The organism is Burkholderia sp. MSMB1835 (assembly GCF_001526365.1).
In the GTDB taxonomy this organism is placed as follows: domain Bacteria; phylum Pseudomonadota; class Gammaproteobacteria; order Burkholderiales; family Burkholderiaceae; genus Burkholderia.
Window position 1 is genome coordinate 322516 of record NZ_LOYP01000059.1, and the last position, 16703, is coordinate 339218.

A 16703-nucleotide genomic window follows, 5' to 3' on the forward strand; every position below is an offset into this window, starting at 1 on the left:
GTGACGGAAAACGGGTTACGCGCCGGCGCGCGCGGCGCCCGGCACGCGGGCGGCGACGGCCTGGCGCGAGCCCGGCCGGCCGATCGGGTGGTACTCGATGCCCTGCTCGCTCATCGTCTCCGGCTCGTACAGGTTGCGGCCGTCGAAGATCACGGGGGCCTTCCACAGGCGGCCGAGCGCGACGAAGTCGGGGCTCTTGAACACCTTCCATTCGGTGACGATCACGAGCGCGTCGGCGTCTCGCGCGGCCTGCGCCTCGTCGTCGACGAAGGTGAGGCGCTCGAGCCAGCTCGGATGATCGGCGAGATCGAGCGCGATCACGCGGCGCGCTTCCTGCTGCGCGACCGGGTCGTAGGCCGCGACGCGCGCGCCGCGCGACAGCAGCTCGGCGATCAGCTCGCGGCTCGGCGCCTCGCGCATGTCGTCGGTGTTCGGCTTGAACGCGAGGCCCCACAACGCGAACGTGCGGCCGGTCAGGTCCTCGCCGAAACGCGCGACGATCTTGTCGGCGAGCACGCGCTTTTGCGTCGCGTTGACCGACGACACCGCCTTCAGGATCTGCAGCGACTGGCCGTGCTCGTCGGCGGTGCGGATCAGCGCCTCGACGTCCTTCGGGAAGCACGAGCCGCCGTAGCCGCAGCCGGCGTACAGGAAGTGGTAGCCGATGCGCGGATCGGAGCCGATCCCGCGGCGCACGGCCTCGATGTCCGCGCCGAAGCGGTCGGCGAGGTTCGCCAGTTCGTTCATGAACGAGATGCGCGTCGCGAGCATCGCGTTCGCCGCGTATTTCGTGAACTCGGCCGAACGCACGTCCATGTACAGCGTGCGCTCGTGATTGCGGTTGAACGGCGCGTAGAGCTTCTTCATCAGCTCGCGGGCGCGCTCGCCCGGCACGTCGTCGTCGCAGCCGATCACGATGCGGTCCGGCCGCGTGAAGTCGTCGACGGCCGCGCCTTCCTTCAGGAATTCCGGATTCGACACGACCGAGAACATCTGGTCGCCGCCGCGCTTCGCGAGCTCCTCGGCGACCGCCGCGCGCACGCGCTCGGCCGTGCCGACCGGCACCGTCGACTTGTCGACGATCACCTTGAAGCCGGTCATGTAGCGGCCGATGTTGCGCGCCGCCGCGAGCACGTATTGCAGGTCGGCCGAGCCGTCCTCGTCGGGCGGCGTGCCGACCGCGATGAACTGCACGTCGCCGTGCGCGACCGCGGCCTCGACGTCGGTCGAGAAGCGCAGGCGGCCGGCCGAGCGGTTGCGCGCGATCACTTCCTTCAGGCCCGGCTCGTGGATCGGCACGCCGCCGTCGTTCAGGATGTCGATCTTTGCCTGGTCGACGTCGAGACAGAACACGTCGTGCCCGATGTCGGCGAGACAGGCGCCGGTGACAAGCCCTACGTAACCGCTGCCGATGATAGTCAGATTCATGATGTGTCGGACCCCTTGACCAATGATTCGAAATTCGGAAAACCGGAATGCCTGCGTGACGCGGCGCGTCGGTGTCAGTACGCGTTGCTGCCGGTGAAGCCTTTCCACAGCGTCAGCACGACGATCTTGATGTCGAGCCAGAACGACCAGTTCTGCATGTAGTACAGGTCGAGCTTCACGCGGCCCATCATCTTCTCGATCTGGTCGGTTTCGCCGCGAAAGCCGTTGATCTGCGCCCACCCGGTGATGCCCGGCTTGATCCGGTAGCGGAACATGTAGCCCTTGACCAGATCCTTGTAGATGTCGTCGTGCGCGAGCGCATGCGGGCGCGGGCCCACCACCGACATCTCGCCCTTCAGCACGTTGATGAACTGCGGCAGCTCGTCGAGGCTCGTGCGCCGCAGGAACCGGCCGACCGGCGTCACGCGCGAGTCGTTCTTCGTTGCCTGCGTGACCTGCCCGGCCACTTCCTGATGCACCTTCATCGAGCGAAACTTGTAGATCTCGAACTCGTGCCCGTCGATGCCCTTGCGCTTCTGCCGAAAGAACACCGGCCCGCGCGAGGTCAGCTTGATCAGAACCGCGATCAGCACCATCACCGGCGCGAGCGCCGTGAGCGCCGCCAGCGCGAACAGCCGGTCGAACACGAACTTCGGCAGGATCCGCACGTCGGTGATCGGCGACGCCGCGAGGTTGATCGCCGGCACGCCGAGCACCTCGACCACTTCCTGGTTGAAGAACGACAGCGTGCGCACGTCCGGAATGAAGCGAATGTTCACGAAGTCGTGGCGGAACACCGTCACGATCTCGTGAATCCGACGCTCCTCCGTGATCGGCAGCGTGAGCCACAGCTCGCTGATCGCGCGGCTGCGCACCAGCCACACCAGCGATTCGAACTGCCGCTCGATACGCACGTCGTCGAGCGCGACTTCGCCCGGCGCCTCGCTTTCGTCGTACACGCACACCGGGTTGAAGCCGGCTTCCGGCCGCGCCCGCATCTGCGCGATCAGCCGCCGTGCCGCCGGCGTGCCGCCGACGATCGCGACCGCCTTCAGGTTGTAGCCGCCGCGGCGCAATTGCCGCAGCACCACGTGCACGCAGGCTTTCGAGCCCGCGAGCAGCGCCGTCGTCGCGAGCGCCCAGTAACCCAGCCACAGCCGCGACAGGTCGCCCGACTGGTGAAAGCTGAAACTCAGCAGGATGCCCGCGAGCTCCACGGCGAGCCACGCGAACGCAACGCGGACCACCAGCCCGACGAGACGCTTGCCGCGCCACGACTGGTAGATGCCGACGGCCGGAAAGAACACGACGACCAGCAGGCAGTCGAACAGCACCGTCGTGCGCTGCAGGTCGCTGAGCCCGATGCTGCCGTCGTGCAACGCGGCCGCGATCAGCGCACCCGTCACGACCATCGCGATATCGATGACTCTCGCCAGCACGCTCAACATGTCTGTTTCCTCTTCTTTGAACAGGCGTTTGCCGAACAGCGCCTTGCGCAGCCCTTGCCGCGCATTCGATTCAAACGTTGCATGACGCTATTGAAGCGACAAGAAAATTCCTCCTCAAGCGCACAAGTATTTCGAAAAATAATCGGAAATTCTTGCCGCGATCTTTTTTAATTAAATCGGCAGGTTTTCCCGAATCGGTCGGGAACGGAGATTTTTTCGGAATCTTTACGCTTCCCGGCCGCCCTTTGCGGGCGGTCGTGTCCGGCCGGCGCCCGGAATTATTTTTTATTTTTTTATTTCTGGCCGGTGCTATCGCGGAAAATTCTTCCGTACGCATGCCTGACGGATATCCGGCATTGGGTCCGGTTTTATTGTCGATTTACTTCATGCTACAACGACAGGCACCGACTTCAACCGTGGAGAGTGTCATCATGAATGCTCCGGCAGTGGCCGCCGAAACGCGCCCTTCTACTTCCGCCGCCCCCGCGGCCGGCACGCGTCTCGCCGTGCAGCCCGTGATTCTCGCCGGCGGTTCCGGCACGCGCCTGTGGCCGATGTCGCGCGAGCGTTTTCCGAAACAGCTGATCGGCCTGCTCGGCGATCACTCGCTGCTGCAGTCCACCGCGCTGCGCCTCGACGGCCTGACGGCCGATCATCCGCTCAACGACGACGTGCTGATCGTGTGCGGAGAAGATCACCGCTTCACGACCGCCGAGCAACTGCGCCTGACGGCCAAGCACGCGACGATCATGCTCGAACCGCTCGGTCGCGACACCGCGCCCGCGCTGACGCTCGCCGCGCTGCGGCTCGTCGCCGGCGGCAACGACGCGGTGATGACCGTGATGCCGGCCGACCATGCGGTCGCGGACGTGCCGCGCTTTCACGCGGCCGTCGCGGCCGGCGTGCACTGCGCCGCGCAAGGCAAGATCGCGACGATGGGCATCGTGCCGAAGCACGCGGAAACCGGCTACGGCTACATCCGCGTCGGCGCGCCGCTCGGCGACGCCGCAACCGGCCCCCTCGACGTACGCCGCCTCGACCGCTTCGTCGAGAAGCCGCACCTCGAACTCGCGCAGCAGTACGTCGCGTCGGGCGAATACTGGTGGAACAGCGGGATCTTCATCGTGCGCGCGTCGGTCTGGCTGAAGGCGATCCGGCAGCTCGAGCCCGCGATCTACGCGGCCTGCGAACAGGCCGTCGCGCAGGGCAAGGAAGACGGCGACTTCTTCCGCGTCGATCGCGACGCATTCGCCGCATCGCCGTCGAACTCGATCGACTACGCGGTGATGGAACCGCTCGCGAGCCAGCCGCAACTGTGCGAGAGCGTCGTCGTGCCGCTCGACGCGGGCTGGTCGGACGTCGGCTCGTGGGATGCGATCTGGCAGATCTCGCCGAAGGACGACACCGGCAACGTCGGCCGCGGCCACGTGCTGTTCGAAGGCGCCGAATCGACGTTCGCGCACTCGGAAAGCCGGCTCGTCGCCTGCGTCGGCACGCAGAACCTGGTCGTCGTCGAAACGCCCGACGCCGTGCTCGTCGCGGACAAATCGCGCGTGCAGGACGTGAAGAAGATCGTCGGGCACATCAAGGCGCGACAGGGCTCCGAAGCGACCGACCACCGCAAGGTGCATCGTCCGTGGGGCCACTACGACTCGGTCGACATGGGCGAGCGCTTCCAGGTGAAACGCATCGTCGTGAAGCCGGGCGCGCAACTGTCGCTGCAGATGCACCACCACCGCGCCGAGCACTGGATCGTCGTGCGCGGCACCGCGCGCATCACGCGCGGCGACGAAACGTTCCTGCTGTCCGAAAACGAATCGACGTACATTCCGCTCGGCGTATCGCACCGCCTGGAGAACCCGGGCAAGATGCCGCTCGAGCTGATCGAAGTGCAGTCGGGCGCGTATCTCGGCGAGGACGACATCGTCCGCTTCGACGATACCTACGGCAGACAGTAACGCGGCGCCGTCATGCACGAAAGGGCGCCGCCTCGACAGCGGCGCCCGGGCGAGGCAGACATGGAGACACCGAAGGAGACACCGGACTGGCGCGCGGGCGTCGTGGCGCACGACGGCCCGCGCGTGGCACGGAAACGGCGATCAGCCCACGCGGTACTCGTATTCGCGACGTTCCGACTGCACGGGATCGTTGCGGCTTTCCGACAACGCGCCCGCGCGACGCTCGGCGATGAAGCGCTTGATGTCCGACTCCGCGCGCGCCAGCGCCGACAAACCGGCCAGCACTTCGCCCTGCGGCTCGCGCGCCGGCGCGTCGCTCGCACCGTGGCGATCGATCCACTGGCGGGCCCAGTCGAGCGCGTACTGCTCGGCTTCCTCGGCGTCGGTGAAGCGCGGGCCGATCAGGCCCGAGCGCTCGACGCGCCGGTCGTCCTGCGAGATCTCGGCCCACGCGCGATACATCAGGTTCTGCACGGGCTGCGCGATCCCGCTGATCGTATAGCCGCGATACTCGTCGACCTGCGGCTCGGCCGCGGCGAAGCTCGCCGCCGACGCCCGCACATGGCGCAGCTCCGCGGCCGGCGCGCCGGGCACCGTGAACGACACGTCGGCGCGGCCGTCCACCTGGTCGTCCCGCATCGTGCTCAGCGACGCACCCTCGCCCGGCCAAACGTTTGCCTGCGCAACCGGCAATTGCCACGACTCGGGGTTCTGCCAGAACACGCCGCGCAGACGGTCGTTGTCGGGCACGGGCTCCGCGCGGCGGGCCGGCGCGACCGCGACGGGCGGCGGCGGGATATACGCGAACGTGCGCCCGCTGAACTGGGTCAGCACGTCGATCATCTTCAGCAGCGTGCCGTTCGCGAGCCACTCTTCGTAGCGGCGGCGGCACGTCGGCCCGGATGGATAGCGACCGGGCAGCTTTGACCAGGCTTCCCCGGTCGTCAGGATCCAGAGCACCGCGTTGGCGACGACGCGCGGTTCGGCGCGCGGACGCCCTCGACGGTTCAGCCGGATGGGTTCATCGGCGATCAGCGCTGAAAGGCGAAACCACTCTTCATCGTTAAGCTCATCGAAGAACATAGTCGATCTCTCCACGCAGCCAGGCCGGGGCTGCGATTGGCGGCGCCGTCGCGACACGTCGCGGGGCGGCCAGGTTGCACATTATGGTTATCCGGCGTTGTGCATACCGGGCGACACCGCACTTTCACGGTGCCGCGATTCCCGGCAATGGCGCACAAATCGCGGTCTCACTCCAATGTGGGAATTTTTGTGCACGAAGCATACCATCCCTAGGGTTTATCTCAATATGACAATGACTTAATGTTACGCACTGAAACAACCTGCCATGGGCGAGCAATCCATTTACGCTTGAATTTTTTTGCGAGATCTTTATGCCGGCGGCTGCAAAGGCCCGTCTGGCGGGGCTCTCCGGCGTCCGAAGAAAGCGATGAAACGGGCCGTTGCGGCCTGCTCCGACCCCACCCGCGACACTCCGCGGAATGACTTCCCGAAATCGGTAAATCAGGGAAAAATTCGTAACAAGATATTCACGAATCGGTAAATCATTCGATTTTCGGAGAATCGAATTATCTCCATGCACAATCTTTTTATTGTTTCTCTGCGAGTAATGAAAATACGCTGACGCGGCGCGCTCACTGTGTCCCCGCATGCAAATCCGTCACGGTTGTTACATTTTCGGGGCAACGGGCGAGCGGTCGCGCCGCGGCGTTGCGGCGCGACCGTTTCGGGTCGGAACGGAAAAGCGGCGCCGCCAGGCGCGGTGGGCGCCGGCTCAGCGCAGATCGCCGGCCAGCGCCGCGGCCACGTCCGCGTCGATGCGCTGCGGCGGCATCGCATAGGCCGGATGATCGCAGCCGATCGACAGCGCCGCGCCGCCCTTGAGCGCGGCGCGCATCGGCGCATCGAACTCGAAACGGACGAAGTGCACGGCCGACGTTTTCTGGGCGTTGTCGCGTTCGAGATCCTCGTCGGCGATCGCGTAGACGCTCGCGTGCCCGTCGACCCGCAGGTACACGCGATCCTCGACCCCGATCAGCCGCGCGAGCGCCGCGCGCCGTTCGACCTCGTGCTCGTACTCGATCTGCATCGTCGCCTTCAGGTTGGTGCCGTCGGGCACCAGCGGCAGATACGCGTCGAGCTCCGCTGCGATGCCGGCTTCGTCGAAGATCTTCTCGATGTGCAGCATCTCGTGGATCTGGTAGCGGATCGTCGTCTCGTCCTCGAACAGGAAACGCAGGTGATTGCCGAGCGCCACCGCGCGGCGGCGCTTGTACGCGACGAGCCGCGCGTGCTCGGCCTTGCGGATCTTCGCGTACGCTTCGAGCGTCAGCAGGGAGTCGCGGGTCAGCGTCATGGATGTCCTTGGGTATCGTCGGATGTCGTCGATGTGTTCGCAACGAAGCGGGTTCGGACGCGTCAGATGCCGTACGCGCGGCGCAGCAGCGTCAACGGATGCGCGAGCGGCGCTTGCGGCAGCCCCTTCTCGCCGATGCCCTGCACGATGTGATGGCCGGCGAGCGCGCAGTCGGACGACACGACGTCCGGCTGCGGCTCGGCCATCGCCTTGAACACGGGCGCGCCGATCCGCATCGCATCCGCATGAAACCCCTTCTTCACGCCGAACGTGCCCGCATGGCCGGAGCAGCGCTCGACCACGTTCACGCGCGTATCGGGCACGAGCGACAGCGCATCGGCCGTCTTGCGGCCGATGTTCTGCACGCGCGCATGGCACGGCACGTGATACGACACGGTGCCGAGGCCGGTCTTGAAATCGGTCTTCAGCAGTCCGTCGCGATGCCGCGCGATCACGTACTCGAACGGATCCCAGAACGCGTCGGCCACCGCGCGCACGGCCGCGTCGCCGGGGAACATCAGCGGCAGCTCGCTCTTGTACATCAGCACGCAGCTCGGGATCGCGGCGATCAGCGCATAGCCTTCGCGCGCGTAGCGTTCGAGCACCGGGACGTTGACCGCCTGCTTCGCGGCGACGCCGTCGAGATTGCCCTGCTCGAGCAACGGCATCCCGCAGCACGCTTCGCGCGTGACGAGCTCGTACGGGATCTCGTTGTGCGCGAGAATCGCGAGCAGGTCGTGGCCGATCCCCGGCTCGTTGAAATTCACGTAGCACGTCGCGTAGATCGCGACCTTGCCGGGCGTGCGTTCACCGTCGCGTACCGGCGGGCCATCCGAGCGCTTCGCGGCGCGGCGGAACTTGCGCGGCGCGAACTCCGGCAGCCATGCGTCGCGGTCGACGCCCAGCAGCGCTTCCAGCGCGTGGCGCGCAGGCGGCGTGCGGTTCACCGCGTTGACCGTCTGCGTGACGACCGGAATGCCCGCGAAATGGCCGAGCGCATCGGTATTCGACAGCACCTTGTCGCGCAGCGTCGCTTCGCCGCGCTTGTAACGCGCAGCCTTGCCGCGCAGCATCAGGTGCGGGAAATCGACGTTCCATGCGTGCGGCGGCACGTACGGGCATTTCGTCATGTAGCAGAGGTCGCACAGATAGCACTGGTCGACGACCTTGCCGAATGCAGCCTTCGGCACTTCGTCGATGTCGCCCGTCGGCGTGTCGTCGACGAGGTCGAACAGCGCCGGAAACGCGCCGCACAGCGACACGCAGCGCCGGCATCCGGCGCAGATGTCGAATACGCGCGTCATTTCCGCATCGATCGCGGCCTGATCGTAGAACGCTTCGGACTGCCAGTCGAGCGGATGCCGGGTCGGGGCTTCGAGACTGCCTTCCTTGTGGGGCATGGGGCGCTCCCGCGTGGCGCGCATGTGCGCAAGCGCACCGCCCGCGCGGTGCGGGCGGCGATGAACGAACCGCCGGCCGCGCGGCGCTGCCGTGCGACCCGCGACGGCCCGTCAGTCGACGAGACTGTCCAGCGCCTTCGTGTAGCGGTTCGCGTGGCTGCGTTCGGCCTTCGCGAGCGTCTCGAACCAATTCGCGATTTCGTCGAACCCTTCGTCGCGCGCGGTCTTCGCCATGCCCGGATACATGTCGGTGTATTCGTGCGTTTCGCCGGCGATCGCCGATTCGAGATTCAGCCGCGACGAACCGAACGGCAAACCCGTGGCGGGATCGCCGACGGCTTCCAGGTATTCGAGATGGCCGTGCGCATGGCCGGTTTCGCCTTCGGCCGTCGAGCGGAACAGCGCGGCGACGTCGTTCTGCCCCTCGACGTCGGCCTTCGAAGCGAAATACAGATAGCGCCGATTCGCCTGCGATTCGCCCGCGAATGCGGCCTTCAGGTTCTCTTCGGTTTTGCTGCCCTTGAGTTGAGCCATTTGCGCCTCCGTTCGAGTCGGCGCGGCCGCGTGCGACGCCGGGCCGATCAGATATGTGGGGAACGATGCGTGCGCCGGGCGCGCATCGTGCTCTTCAATCTAGGCGCTCGCGTTCGCATCCCCCAATAGGCTTTTTCAATGCGGGCGATAGCGTCGGGGGCGAACGCGGCGGATGGCCGCGAAGATGGGCGCTGCCGCGGCGCCGCGCGCGTCATGCGCGATGCGTCACGCATCCATCGCGCGCTTGAGCAGCAATTCGCGCTCGCGCTCGTTGCGCGTCAGTTCCGCCGCACGGCGGAACTCCCGCTTGGCCTCGTCGGCGCGGCCGAGCTTCGCGAGCAGATCGCCGCGCACGCTCGGCAGCCAGTGATAGCGCGCCAGCGCCGGATCGTCGCGCAGCACGTCGACGAGTTCGAGCGCCGCGGCCGGCCCGAACGCCATCCCCACCGCGACCGCGCGATTCAGCTCGACGACCGGCGACGGCGCCACTTCGGCGAGCGCGTCGTACAGCGCGACGATCTGTGCCCAGTCCGTGTCCGAAGCCTGCCGCGCGCGCGCGTGGCACGCGGCGAGCGCCGCCTGCAGTGCATACGGCCCGCGCACGCCGCCGAGCTTCGTCGCCCGCTCCAGCGCGGCGAGGCCGCGCCGGATCAGCAACGGATCCCAGCGGCTGCGGTCCTGGTCGAGCAGCAGCACAGGGCGGCCCTGCGCGTCGATGCGCGCATGCATGCGCGACGCCTGCAGCTCCATCAGCGCGACGAGCCCGAACACTTCGCTTTCGTCCGGCGCGAGCCCGGCCAGCACGCGGCCGAGCCGCAACGCCTCGTCGCATAGCGCCGGACGCATCCAGTCGTCGCCCGCCGTCGCCGCGTGGCCTTCGTTGAACACGAGATAGATCACTTCGAGCACCGACGCGAGCCGCGCGGGCCGCGCATCGGCGGCCGGCACCTCGAACGGCACGTGCGCCGCCGCGAGCGTGCGCTTCGCGCGCACGATCCGCTGCGCGATCGTCGGCTCGGGCGTCAGGAACGCGCGCGCGATCTCGCCCGTCGTCAGCCCGCCGAGCAGCCGCAGCGTCAGCGCGACGCGCGCGTCGGTCGACAGCACCGGGTGGCACGACGTGAAGATCAGCCGCAGCAGGTCGTCGCCGATGTCGTCGTCGCGCGCGTCGGCGAGTGCGTCCGCGATATCGGGGACGACATGCGCTTCGAGCGCGTCCATCTCGTGACCGAGCTGGTCGCGCTTCGCCGCATGAAGCGACTCCTGCCGGACCCGGTCGAGCGCGCGGCGCTTCACGGCCGTCATCAGCCAGGCGGCCGGGTTGTCGGGCACGCCGTCGACGGGCCAGTGCTCGAGCGCCGCGACGAGCGTGTCCTGCGCCAGCTCCTCGGCCACGCCGACGTCGCGCACCACGCGCGCGGCGCGCGCGATGATCTTCGGCGCCTCGATTCGCCAGACCGCTTCGATCGCACGATGAGTCGCCTCACGCGTCACGACGCCTGCCCCTGGGCGGACGCGTCCAGCGGCATGGCCATCAGTTCCCACGTGTGACCGTCCGGATCGGTGAATCCGTGGCCGTACATGTTCGGGTATTCGCGCGGCGCCTGCGGCGCGGCCCCGCCCGCCGCCAGCGCCTTCGCGACGATCGCGTCGACTTCGGCGCGGCTGTCGCACGACAGGCACGACAACACCTGGATGTGCGTCGCCGGATCGATGATGGTCTTGTCGGTGAAGGTCTGGAAGAACGGCCGCACGAGCAGCATCGCGAAGATCGCGTCGCTGATCCGGATGCAGGCGGCCTGATCGTTGGTATAGGCCGGCACGACCTCGAAGCCGAGCGCCTGGTAGAACGTCTTCGCGCGCGGCAGGTCGGCTACCGGCAGATTGATGAAAACCATCTTGTGCATGACGGGTGCTCCCTGTGAGGTTGGTTCAGGCGTGGCTACGGCCGACGTGGAGATCGCGGAACCGCTCGACCGCGTCGCTCGGCGTCAGGTCGTCGAGCTCGAACAGCGGCCGCACCTCGATCTCGCAATCGAGCTCGGCGCCGAACGGCGCGGGAAACCGGCGCGTCCATTCGAGCGCTTCGTCGCGCGAACGCACCTGGATCAGCGTATAGCCGGCGATCAGTTCCTTCGTTTCGGCGAACGGGCCGTCGATCACCGTGCCCTTGCCACCCGTGTAGCGCACGCGCCAGCCATGGGCGCTCGACCTCAGGCCGTTGGCGTCGAGCAGCACGCCGGCCTTCGCCAGTTCCTCGTGATAGACCGTCATGGCCTCGACCAGCCGGTTGTCCGGCAACGCGTCGGATTCGCTGACGGCGTTCGCCCGGATCATGATCATGAATCGCATCGTTTACTCCTCGTCGTCGGTGGAAAGCGGCGCCCGTTCCGCGGCGCCTTACCCGGACGACGGGCGGAAGACGGCCGGATCGACACGCGCCACGACAAATCAGGGTAAATACCGAGTCGCGACGCTCACAGGAAGCACGGGCCGACCGCGCGCACCTCGACCGTGCACCATTGCGCGGCCGGGCACTGGCGCGCGATCTCGATCGCTTCCTCGCGCGTGTCGACGTCGACGAGGAAGAAGCCTCCGATCATCTCCTTCGCCTCCGCGAACGGGCCATCGAGCAGGCGCGTCTCGCCGTCGCGCACCTGCACGCGCGTGCCGCGCTCGGACCGCTCCAGCGACTCGACGCCGCGCAGCACGCCGCGCGCCTTCAGCGACTCGGCGAAATCGACCATGCGCGCATAAAGCGCCTGACCTTCGTCGAGCGTGCGCTGGGCGCGCTGCTCGGTCGGTTCGACAATCAACAGCATGTAAGACATGGATTTCTCCTGTGGGGACGGGGCGCCGCGGCATGCGCCGGGCGAGCGGCATGCGACGGCCGATGCGAAAGCGTAACAGCCGCGGGGCGGCTTGCCGCATCGTTGGCCAACCGGCACTGGCCGGACGGCCATTTCGGTCGCAGCCTGACAGTTTGCCTTCAAGATGCGGTCCCGAACCGTCGGATTTTCATCCTGTGGACCGTCTCATGTCACGCCCGCTTCCCCTGTTCGCCGTTGCGCCGTTCGCGGCGTTGTCCGCCGTGCTCTGCGCACCGCTCTTCGCCCGGCCGGCCGTCGCCGCGCTGCCGGTCAGCAGCGGCTGCGGCGGCGCGACCACGGCGATTGCCGAGATCCGCCGCGCCGGCCGGCCGTCGCCGCTCGCCGGGCAAACGACGTCGATCGAAGCGGTCGTCACCGCGGCGTTCGGTGGCGCCGGCGGCCTGGGCGGCTTTTTCGTCCAGCAGGCCGACGCGCAGCGGCAACGGCGGCCGGGCGTGCCGGAGGGCCTGTTCGTCCACGCGCCGAACGCGCGCGCCGAGCCCGGCGATCTCGTGCATCTGACCGGCAAGGTCGACGAGCAATACGGCCGGACGCAGTTCACGCTGTCGGGCCGCGTGACCGTCTGCGCACGCGGGCAGACGGTCACGCCGGCCACGCTCGCGCTGCCGGTCGCGTCGCCCGCCGTCCTGGCCGCGCACGAAGCCATGCGCGTACGCCTGCCGCAAACGCTGACGGTCAGCGATACCTACGAACTCGGCCGCTACGGCAGCATCGTACTGAGCAACGGCCGGCTGCGCGTACCAACCCAGGTCGCATTGCCGGCCGACGCTGCCGCCCGGGCCGCAGCCAACGCGCTGAACCGCATCGTGCTCGACGACGGTTCGAGCCGCCGCGACCCGGCGACCGTCCGCTATCCGCCGCCCGCGCTGAGCGCCGCCAACACGCTGCGCGCGGGCTACACGGTACGCGGCGTCGAGGGCGTGCTCGAGTGGCGCTACGGCGCATGGCGGCTGCAACCGGTGGCCGGCACGGCGCCGGTGTTCGAGGCCGCCGCGAACCCGCGTACCGCGGCACCGGCCCGGCATCCCGACGCCGACGTGCGCGTCGTATCGTTCAACGTCTTCAACTATTTCAACGGCGACGGCCGCGGCGGCGGATTCGACGCGCCGGCCGGCCGCGGCGCGAAAACGCCTGCCGCGTTCGCGCGGCAGGAAGCGAAGATCGTCGCGGCGTTGCGCGCGCTGCGCGCCGACGTGATCGGGCTGATGGAAATCGCGAACAACGGCCACGGCGACGCGAGCGCCGTGACGCGTCTGGCCGCGCAACTCGGCGCCGGCTGGCGCACGGTCGATCCCGGCACCGCGCGGCTGGGCCGCGACGCGATCGCGGTCGCGCTGCTGTACGACAGCCGCACGGTCGAGCCGGTCGGGCGCGCCGCCACCGTCGCACTCGGCGGCCGGCACCGCCCGCCGCTCGCGCAGACGTTCCGGCGCATCGGCGGCACGCGCGCGTTCACGGTCGCGGTCAATCACCTGAAGTCGAAGAACTGCCCGCATGCGAGCGGCGCCGATCTCGACCAGTCCGACGGCCAGGGCTGCTGGAATGCGGCGCGTACCCAGGCGGCCGCGCGCGTCGCCGACTGGCTCGCCACGTCGCCGACGGGCGTCGCGGCCGACGGCGTGCTGCTGATCGGCGATCTGAACAGTTATGCGAAGGAAGACCCGGTTCGCAAGCTCGAAGCGCGCGGCTATGCGAACCTGGTTGCCCGCTTCGTCGGCGATGCTGCGTACAGCTACGTATTTCGCGGCGAAGCCGGCAATCTCGACCACGCACTTGCCACGCCGCCGCTCGCCGCGCGCGTGAAGGCCGTGCAGTTCTGGCACATCAACGCGGACGAACCGCTCGTCCTGCAACCCGTGCCCGATTACAAAACGTCCGCGCGACGGTCTGCTTATTACGCGCCCGACGCCTACCGCTCGTCCGACCACGATCCCGTCGTCATCGACGTCGCGCTGGACGGCAGCGGTGGGCGATCGGCACCGGGCACGAATCGTGCGCCTCGATCTGCCGTCGATTAGTGCAATTGCATCAGTACGCGACCTGCAACGGCACTATTTACCTGATGGCCCGGCAACGCCATATTTACCGGGCTTTCACTGCGATCCGCTGCTCGACACGCGGCGTCGGCCGAGACGCGAAATTTTTTCAACCGCCGCTCCGCCCCGCGTGACGGGGCGCTCGGGCGATCCCGCCGACGAATTGAAAATTTGTCTCGAAACTCAAACGGATCAAGTGAATCACACTAGTTGCTGCGATTCGTCTTATCTTCAAATTAGCCTGGAATCGAAGGAGGATAAACACCATGGCGCTTACCGACTCGATCGAACACAAGCTGGACCGCGGCCTGTCCGATATCCGCCGCACCGGCCGACGCGTTGGCCGTACGACCCGCTCCGCCGCCCGCGACCTGCAAGCCGACGTGAGCGACGATCTGCGCGGGCTGGTCGACGAACTGGAAGACTTGCTGAAAAACGACGGCGATGGCGATATCGCCGCCTTGCGCAAACGCATCCAGTCCCGGATCGACGAAGCGCGCGGCGCGCTCGACTACGCGTCGGGCAGCGCGGCCGCCCGGCTGCGCGATTCGGCCGAACGCATGTCGCAGGTCGTGCACGAGAATCCGTGGCAGACCGCCGGCGTCGTCGCGGGCCTCGCGTTCGTCGCGGGGCTGCTCCTTTCCCGCCGTTGAACGGGGCTGCCCGCACCGTCGCCCGCACCGTCCGCTCTCAATCAGACAACGAAGGAGAAACCGCCATGCAGAAATCCCTCGCCATGAAAGCCGCCGCTGCCGTGATGCTCGGCAGCCTCGCCCTCGCCGGCTGCACGACCACGTCCGACAAACCCGATAGCGCGGCGGCCAGCGCGTCGAAACGCCAGTCGATCGATGCCAGCGTGAATGCCACGCTGTCGCGCCTGTATTCGACGGTGCCGGGCTCGCGCGATCTGGTCTCGAAGGCACGCGGCGTCCTCGTGTTCCCGAACGTGCTGCAAGCCGGCTTCATCGTCGGCGCCCAGTCCGGCAACGGCGCGCTGCGCGTCGGCGGCAGTACCGTCGGCTACTACAACACGTCGTCGCTGTCGGTCGGCCTGCAGGCCGGCGCGCAGTCGAAGGCGGTCGTGTTCCTGTTCATGACGCAGGATGCGCTCGACTCGTTCCGCAAGTCGGACGGCTGGTCGGCCGGCGCCGACGCGTCGGTCGCGGTCGTGAAGGTGGGCGCGAACGGCGCGGTCGACACCACCACGGCCACCGCGCCGGTGGAAGTGCTGGTCCTGACCAACGCGGGCCTGATGGGCGACCTGTCGGTGAACGGCACGAAGGTCACCAAGCTCCACATCTGACGACGCGGCACGCGGCCTCGCGCCGCGTTCGCTTCCCGGCAGCGCCGCGGCCCCGGCCGCGGCGTTTTCGCATGTCTGTCAAGCAGCGGCTATGATGGCGGCACCTTTGCGGGCATACTCCGCGTGGGCCGCCCCGCAACGCGTTTGGCCGCGAACCCGTGACGTTCGCGAATCGATCGCGCACGGGGCAACGAAATTCAATCAAACCACGCATCAATCTGCGCGAATGTCACCCATGGATAGCGGACAAGATCACCAAAAATTCTTCTATTTCCTGCTGTTCGCGGTCACCGTCGGACTCTGCTGGATCCTCGCACCGTTCTTCGGCGCCGTGTTCTGGGGCACCATTCTCGCGATCCTGTTCCAGCCCGTGCAGCGCTGGCTGGCCGCGCGCTTCGGCAAGCGGCGCAACCTGGCCGCGCTCGTCACGTTGTCGTTGATCATCCTGATCGTGATCCTGCCGCTCGTGTTCGTGGCGGGCACGCTCGTGCAGGAAATCGCGTACGTGTACCAGGAAATCAAGACCGCGCAGCCGAACTATTCGCAGTACTTCCAGGACATCGTTCACGCACTGCCGTCGTCGGTCCAGCATCTGCTGCAGAAATACGGGCTGACCAACATCCCGGGCATCCAGAAGAAGCTGACCGACGGTGCCGCGCAGATCAGCCAGTTCGCGGCGACCCAGGCGCTCAGCATCGGCCAGAACACGTTCCAGTTCATCGTGAGCTTCGGCGTGATGCTGTACATGGTGTTCTTCCTGCTGCGCGACGGCGGCGAGATCGGCCGCCGCGTGCGCCGCGCGCTGCCGCTCGACGACGAGCACAAGAACCTGCTGCTCGCGAAATTCACGACGGTCGTGCGCGCGACCGTGAAGGGCAACATCGCGGTCGCGCTCGTGCAAGGCGCGCTCGGCGGCCTGATCTTCTGGATCCTCGGGATCGAGGGCGTCGTGCTGTGGGGCGCGCTGATGGCGTTCCTGTCGCTGCTGCCCGCGATCGGCGCGGGCCTCGTGTGGGTGCCGGCCGCGCTCTACCTGCTGATGATCGGCTCGGTCTGGAAGTGCGTGATCCTCGTCGTGTTCTGCGTCGGCGTGATCGGCCTCGTCGACAACCTGCTGCGCCCGATCCTCGTCGGCAAGGACACGAAGATGCCCGACTGGGTCGTGCTGATCTCGACGCTCGGCGGGATGGCGTTGTTCGGCATCAACGGCTTCGTGATCGGGCCGCTCGTCGCCGCGCTGTTCATGGCGAGCTGGGACATCTACGCGCGCGCCGAACAGGGCGAATGACGCGCGTCCGGCCGCCGGCGCGCCGCACGCGTGCGGACAT

The 16703-nt window shown here is 67.5% G+C and carries 16 protein-coding genes; 5 read left to right on the forward strand and 11 right to left on the reverse strand.

All coding sequences use genetic code 11. The features are described 5' to 3' along the window. Positions 1-15: 15 nt before the first annotated feature. From WS96_RS30810 to WS96_RS33935, 3 genes are all read right to left on the reverse strand, one after another. A complete protein-coding gene (locus WS96_RS30810; protein WP_059837624.1) occupies positions 16-1428 on the reverse strand; it encodes a UDP-glucose dehydrogenase family protein in 1413 nt (470 codons plus the stop codon). Positions 1429-1502: 74 nt separating this feature from the next. Next, positions 1503-2876: an undecaprenyl-phosphate glucose phosphotransferase gene (locus WS96_RS30815; RefSeq protein WP_059837626.1), complete on the reverse strand. Its 1374-nt coding sequence runs from the start codon at positions 2874-2876 to the stop codon at positions 1503-1505. Between the two features lie 70 nt (positions 2877-2946). After that, complete coding sequence (locus WS96_RS33935; protein ID WP_156443713.1) at positions 2947-3213, reverse strand: hypothetical protein; 267 nt, start codon at positions 3211-3213, stop codon at positions 2947-2949. 94 nt (positions 3214-3307) lie between these two features. On the opposite strand from WS96_RS33935, the gene WS96_RS30820 reads away from it, so the two are divergent. Further along, positions 3308-4834 (forward strand): mannose-1-phosphate guanylyltransferase/mannose-6-phosphate isomerase, encoded by a 1527-nt coding sequence (locus WS96_RS30820; protein WP_034205282.1) that lies wholly within the window; start codon positions 3308-3310, stop codon positions 4832-4834. 141 nt (positions 4835-4975) lie between these two features. Here WS96_RS30820 and WS96_RS30825 read toward each other — a convergent pair whose 3' ends face one another. From WS96_RS30825 to WS96_RS30860, 8 genes are all read right to left on the reverse strand, one after another. Next, positions 4976-5917 (reverse strand): transposase, encoded by a 942-nt coding sequence (locus WS96_RS30825; protein WP_059837628.1) that lies wholly within the window; start codon positions 5915-5917, stop codon positions 4976-4978. A gap of 712 nt (positions 5918-6629) precedes the next feature. Then, positions 6630-7211, reverse strand: coding sequence for a DUF3501 family protein (locus WS96_RS30830; protein WP_059837631.1), 582 nt, complete (start codon positions 7209-7211; stop codon positions 6630-6632). 62 nt (positions 7212-7273) lie between these two features. Next, the gene (locus WS96_RS30835) at positions 7274-8611 is read right to left on the reverse strand and encodes a heterodisulfide reductase-related iron-sulfur binding cluster (protein WP_059837633.1); all 1338 of its coding nucleotides are present in this window, start codon (positions 8609-8611) and stop codon (positions 7274-7276) included. A 111-nt stretch (positions 8612-8722) separates the two neighbouring features. Continuing rightward, positions 8723-9145: a rubrerythrin family protein gene (locus WS96_RS30840; RefSeq protein WP_006497294.1), complete on the reverse strand. Its 423-nt coding sequence runs from the start codon at positions 9143-9145 to the stop codon at positions 8723-8725. A gap of 225 nt (positions 9146-9370) precedes the next feature. Next, the gene (locus tag WS96_RS30845) at positions 9371-10639 is read right to left on the reverse strand and encodes an RNA polymerase sigma factor (protein WP_059784148.1); all 1269 of its coding nucleotides are present in this window, start codon (positions 10637-10639) and stop codon (positions 9371-9373) included. Next, the gene (locus WS96_RS30850) at positions 10636-11052 is read right to left on the reverse strand and encodes a VOC family protein (RefSeq protein ID WP_034205286.1); all 417 of its coding nucleotides are present in this window, start codon (positions 11050-11052) and stop codon (positions 10636-10638) included. The genes WS96_RS30845 and WS96_RS30850 overlap by 4 nt, the downstream gene beginning before the upstream one ends. A gap of 25 nt (positions 11053-11077) precedes the next feature. Then, complete coding sequence (locus WS96_RS30855; protein WP_006482945.1) at positions 11078-11497, reverse strand: YciI family protein; 420 nt, start codon at positions 11495-11497, stop codon at positions 11078-11080. A 125-nt stretch (positions 11498-11622) separates the two neighbouring features. Next, positions 11623-11976: a YciI family protein gene (locus WS96_RS30860; RefSeq protein WP_059837635.1), complete on the reverse strand. Its 354-nt coding sequence runs from the start codon at positions 11974-11976 to the stop codon at positions 11623-11625. Between the two features lie 206 nt (positions 11977-12182). On the opposite strand from WS96_RS30860, the gene WS96_RS30865 reads away from it, so the two are divergent. The 4 genes from WS96_RS30865 (at position 12183) to WS96_RS30880 (ending at position 16663) form a co-directional block, all read left to right on the forward strand. Then, positions 12183-14054, forward strand: coding sequence for an ExeM/NucH family extracellular endonuclease (locus WS96_RS30865; RefSeq protein WP_059837637.1), 1872 nt, complete (start codon positions 12183-12185; stop codon positions 14052-14054). Between the two features lie 284 nt (positions 14055-14338). Continuing rightward, positions 14339-14725 (forward strand): DUF883 family protein, encoded by a 387-nt coding sequence (locus WS96_RS30870; RefSeq protein WP_034205288.1) that lies wholly within the window; start codon positions 14339-14341, stop codon positions 14723-14725. Positions 14726-14790: 65 nt separating this feature from the next. Next, positions 14791-15375 (forward strand): BPSL1445 family SYLF domain-containing lipoprotein, encoded by a 585-nt coding sequence (locus WS96_RS30875; protein ID WP_059501268.1) that lies wholly within the window; start codon positions 14791-14793, stop codon positions 15373-15375. A gap of 235 nt (positions 15376-15610) precedes the next feature. Beyond that, a complete protein-coding gene (locus WS96_RS30880; protein WP_059784156.1) occupies positions 15611-16663 on the forward strand; it encodes an AI-2E family transporter in 1053 nt (350 codons plus the stop codon). Positions 16664-16703: the final 40 nt, after the last annotated feature.

What these genes read in the sequence shown, in the direction of transcription:
- WS96_RS30810 (WP_059837624.1), bottom strand. Translation starts at nt 1,428, where the DNA reads ATGAATCTGACTATCATCGGCAGCGGTTACGTAGGGCTTGTCACCGGC.
- WS96_RS30815 (WP_059837626.1), bottom strand. Translation starts at nt 2,876, where the DNA reads ATGTTGAGCGTGCTGGCGAGAGTCATCGATATCGCGATGGTCGTGACG.
- WS96_RS33935 (WP_156443713.1), bottom strand. Translation starts at nt 3,213, where the DNA reads ATGCGTACGGAAGAATTTTCCGCGATAGCACCGGCCAGAAATAAAAAA.
- WS96_RS30820 (WP_034205282.1), top strand. Translation starts at nt 3,308, where the DNA reads ATGAATGCTCCGGCAGTGGCCGCCGAAACGCGCCCTTCTACTTCCGCC.
- WS96_RS30825 (WP_059837628.1), bottom strand. Translation starts at nt 5,917, where the DNA reads ATGTTCTTCGATGAGCTTAACGATGAAGAGTGGTTTCGCCTTTCAGCG.
- WS96_RS30830 (WP_059837631.1), bottom strand. Translation starts at nt 7,211, where the DNA reads ATGACGCTGACCCGCGACTCCCTGCTGACGCTCGAAGCGTACGCGAAG.
- WS96_RS30835 (WP_059837633.1), bottom strand. Translation starts at nt 8,611, where the DNA reads ATGCCCCACAAGGAAGGCAGTCTCGAAGCCCCGACCCGGCATCCGCTC.
- WS96_RS30840 (WP_006497294.1), bottom strand. Translation starts at nt 9,145, where the DNA reads ATGGCTCAACTCAAGGGCAGCAAAACCGAAGAGAACCTGAAGGCCGCA.
- WS96_RS30850 (WP_034205286.1), bottom strand. Translation starts at nt 11,052, where the DNA reads ATGCACAAGATGGTTTTCATCAATCTGCCGGTAGCCGACCTGCCGCGC.
- WS96_RS30855 (WP_006482945.1), bottom strand. Translation starts at nt 11,497, where the DNA reads ATGCGATTCATGATCATGATCCGGGCGAACGCCGTCAGCGAATCCGAC.
- WS96_RS30860 (WP_059837635.1), bottom strand. Translation starts at nt 11,976, where the DNA reads ATGTCTTACATGCTGTTGATTGTCGAACCGACCGAGCAGCGCGCCCAG.
- WS96_RS30865 (WP_059837637.1), top strand. Translation starts at nt 12,183, where the DNA reads ATGTCACGCCCGCTTCCCCTGTTCGCCGTTGCGCCGTTCGCGGCGTTG.
- WS96_RS30870 (WP_034205288.1), top strand. Translation starts at nt 14,339, where the DNA reads ATGGCGCTTACCGACTCGATCGAACACAAGCTGGACCGCGGCCTGTCC.
- WS96_RS30875 (WP_059501268.1), top strand. Translation starts at nt 14,791, where the DNA reads ATGCAGAAATCCCTCGCCATGAAAGCCGCCGCTGCCGTGATGCTCGGC.
- WS96_RS30880 (WP_059784156.1), top strand. Translation starts at nt 15,611, where the DNA reads ATGGATAGCGGACAAGATCACCAAAAATTCTTCTATTTCCTGCTGTTC.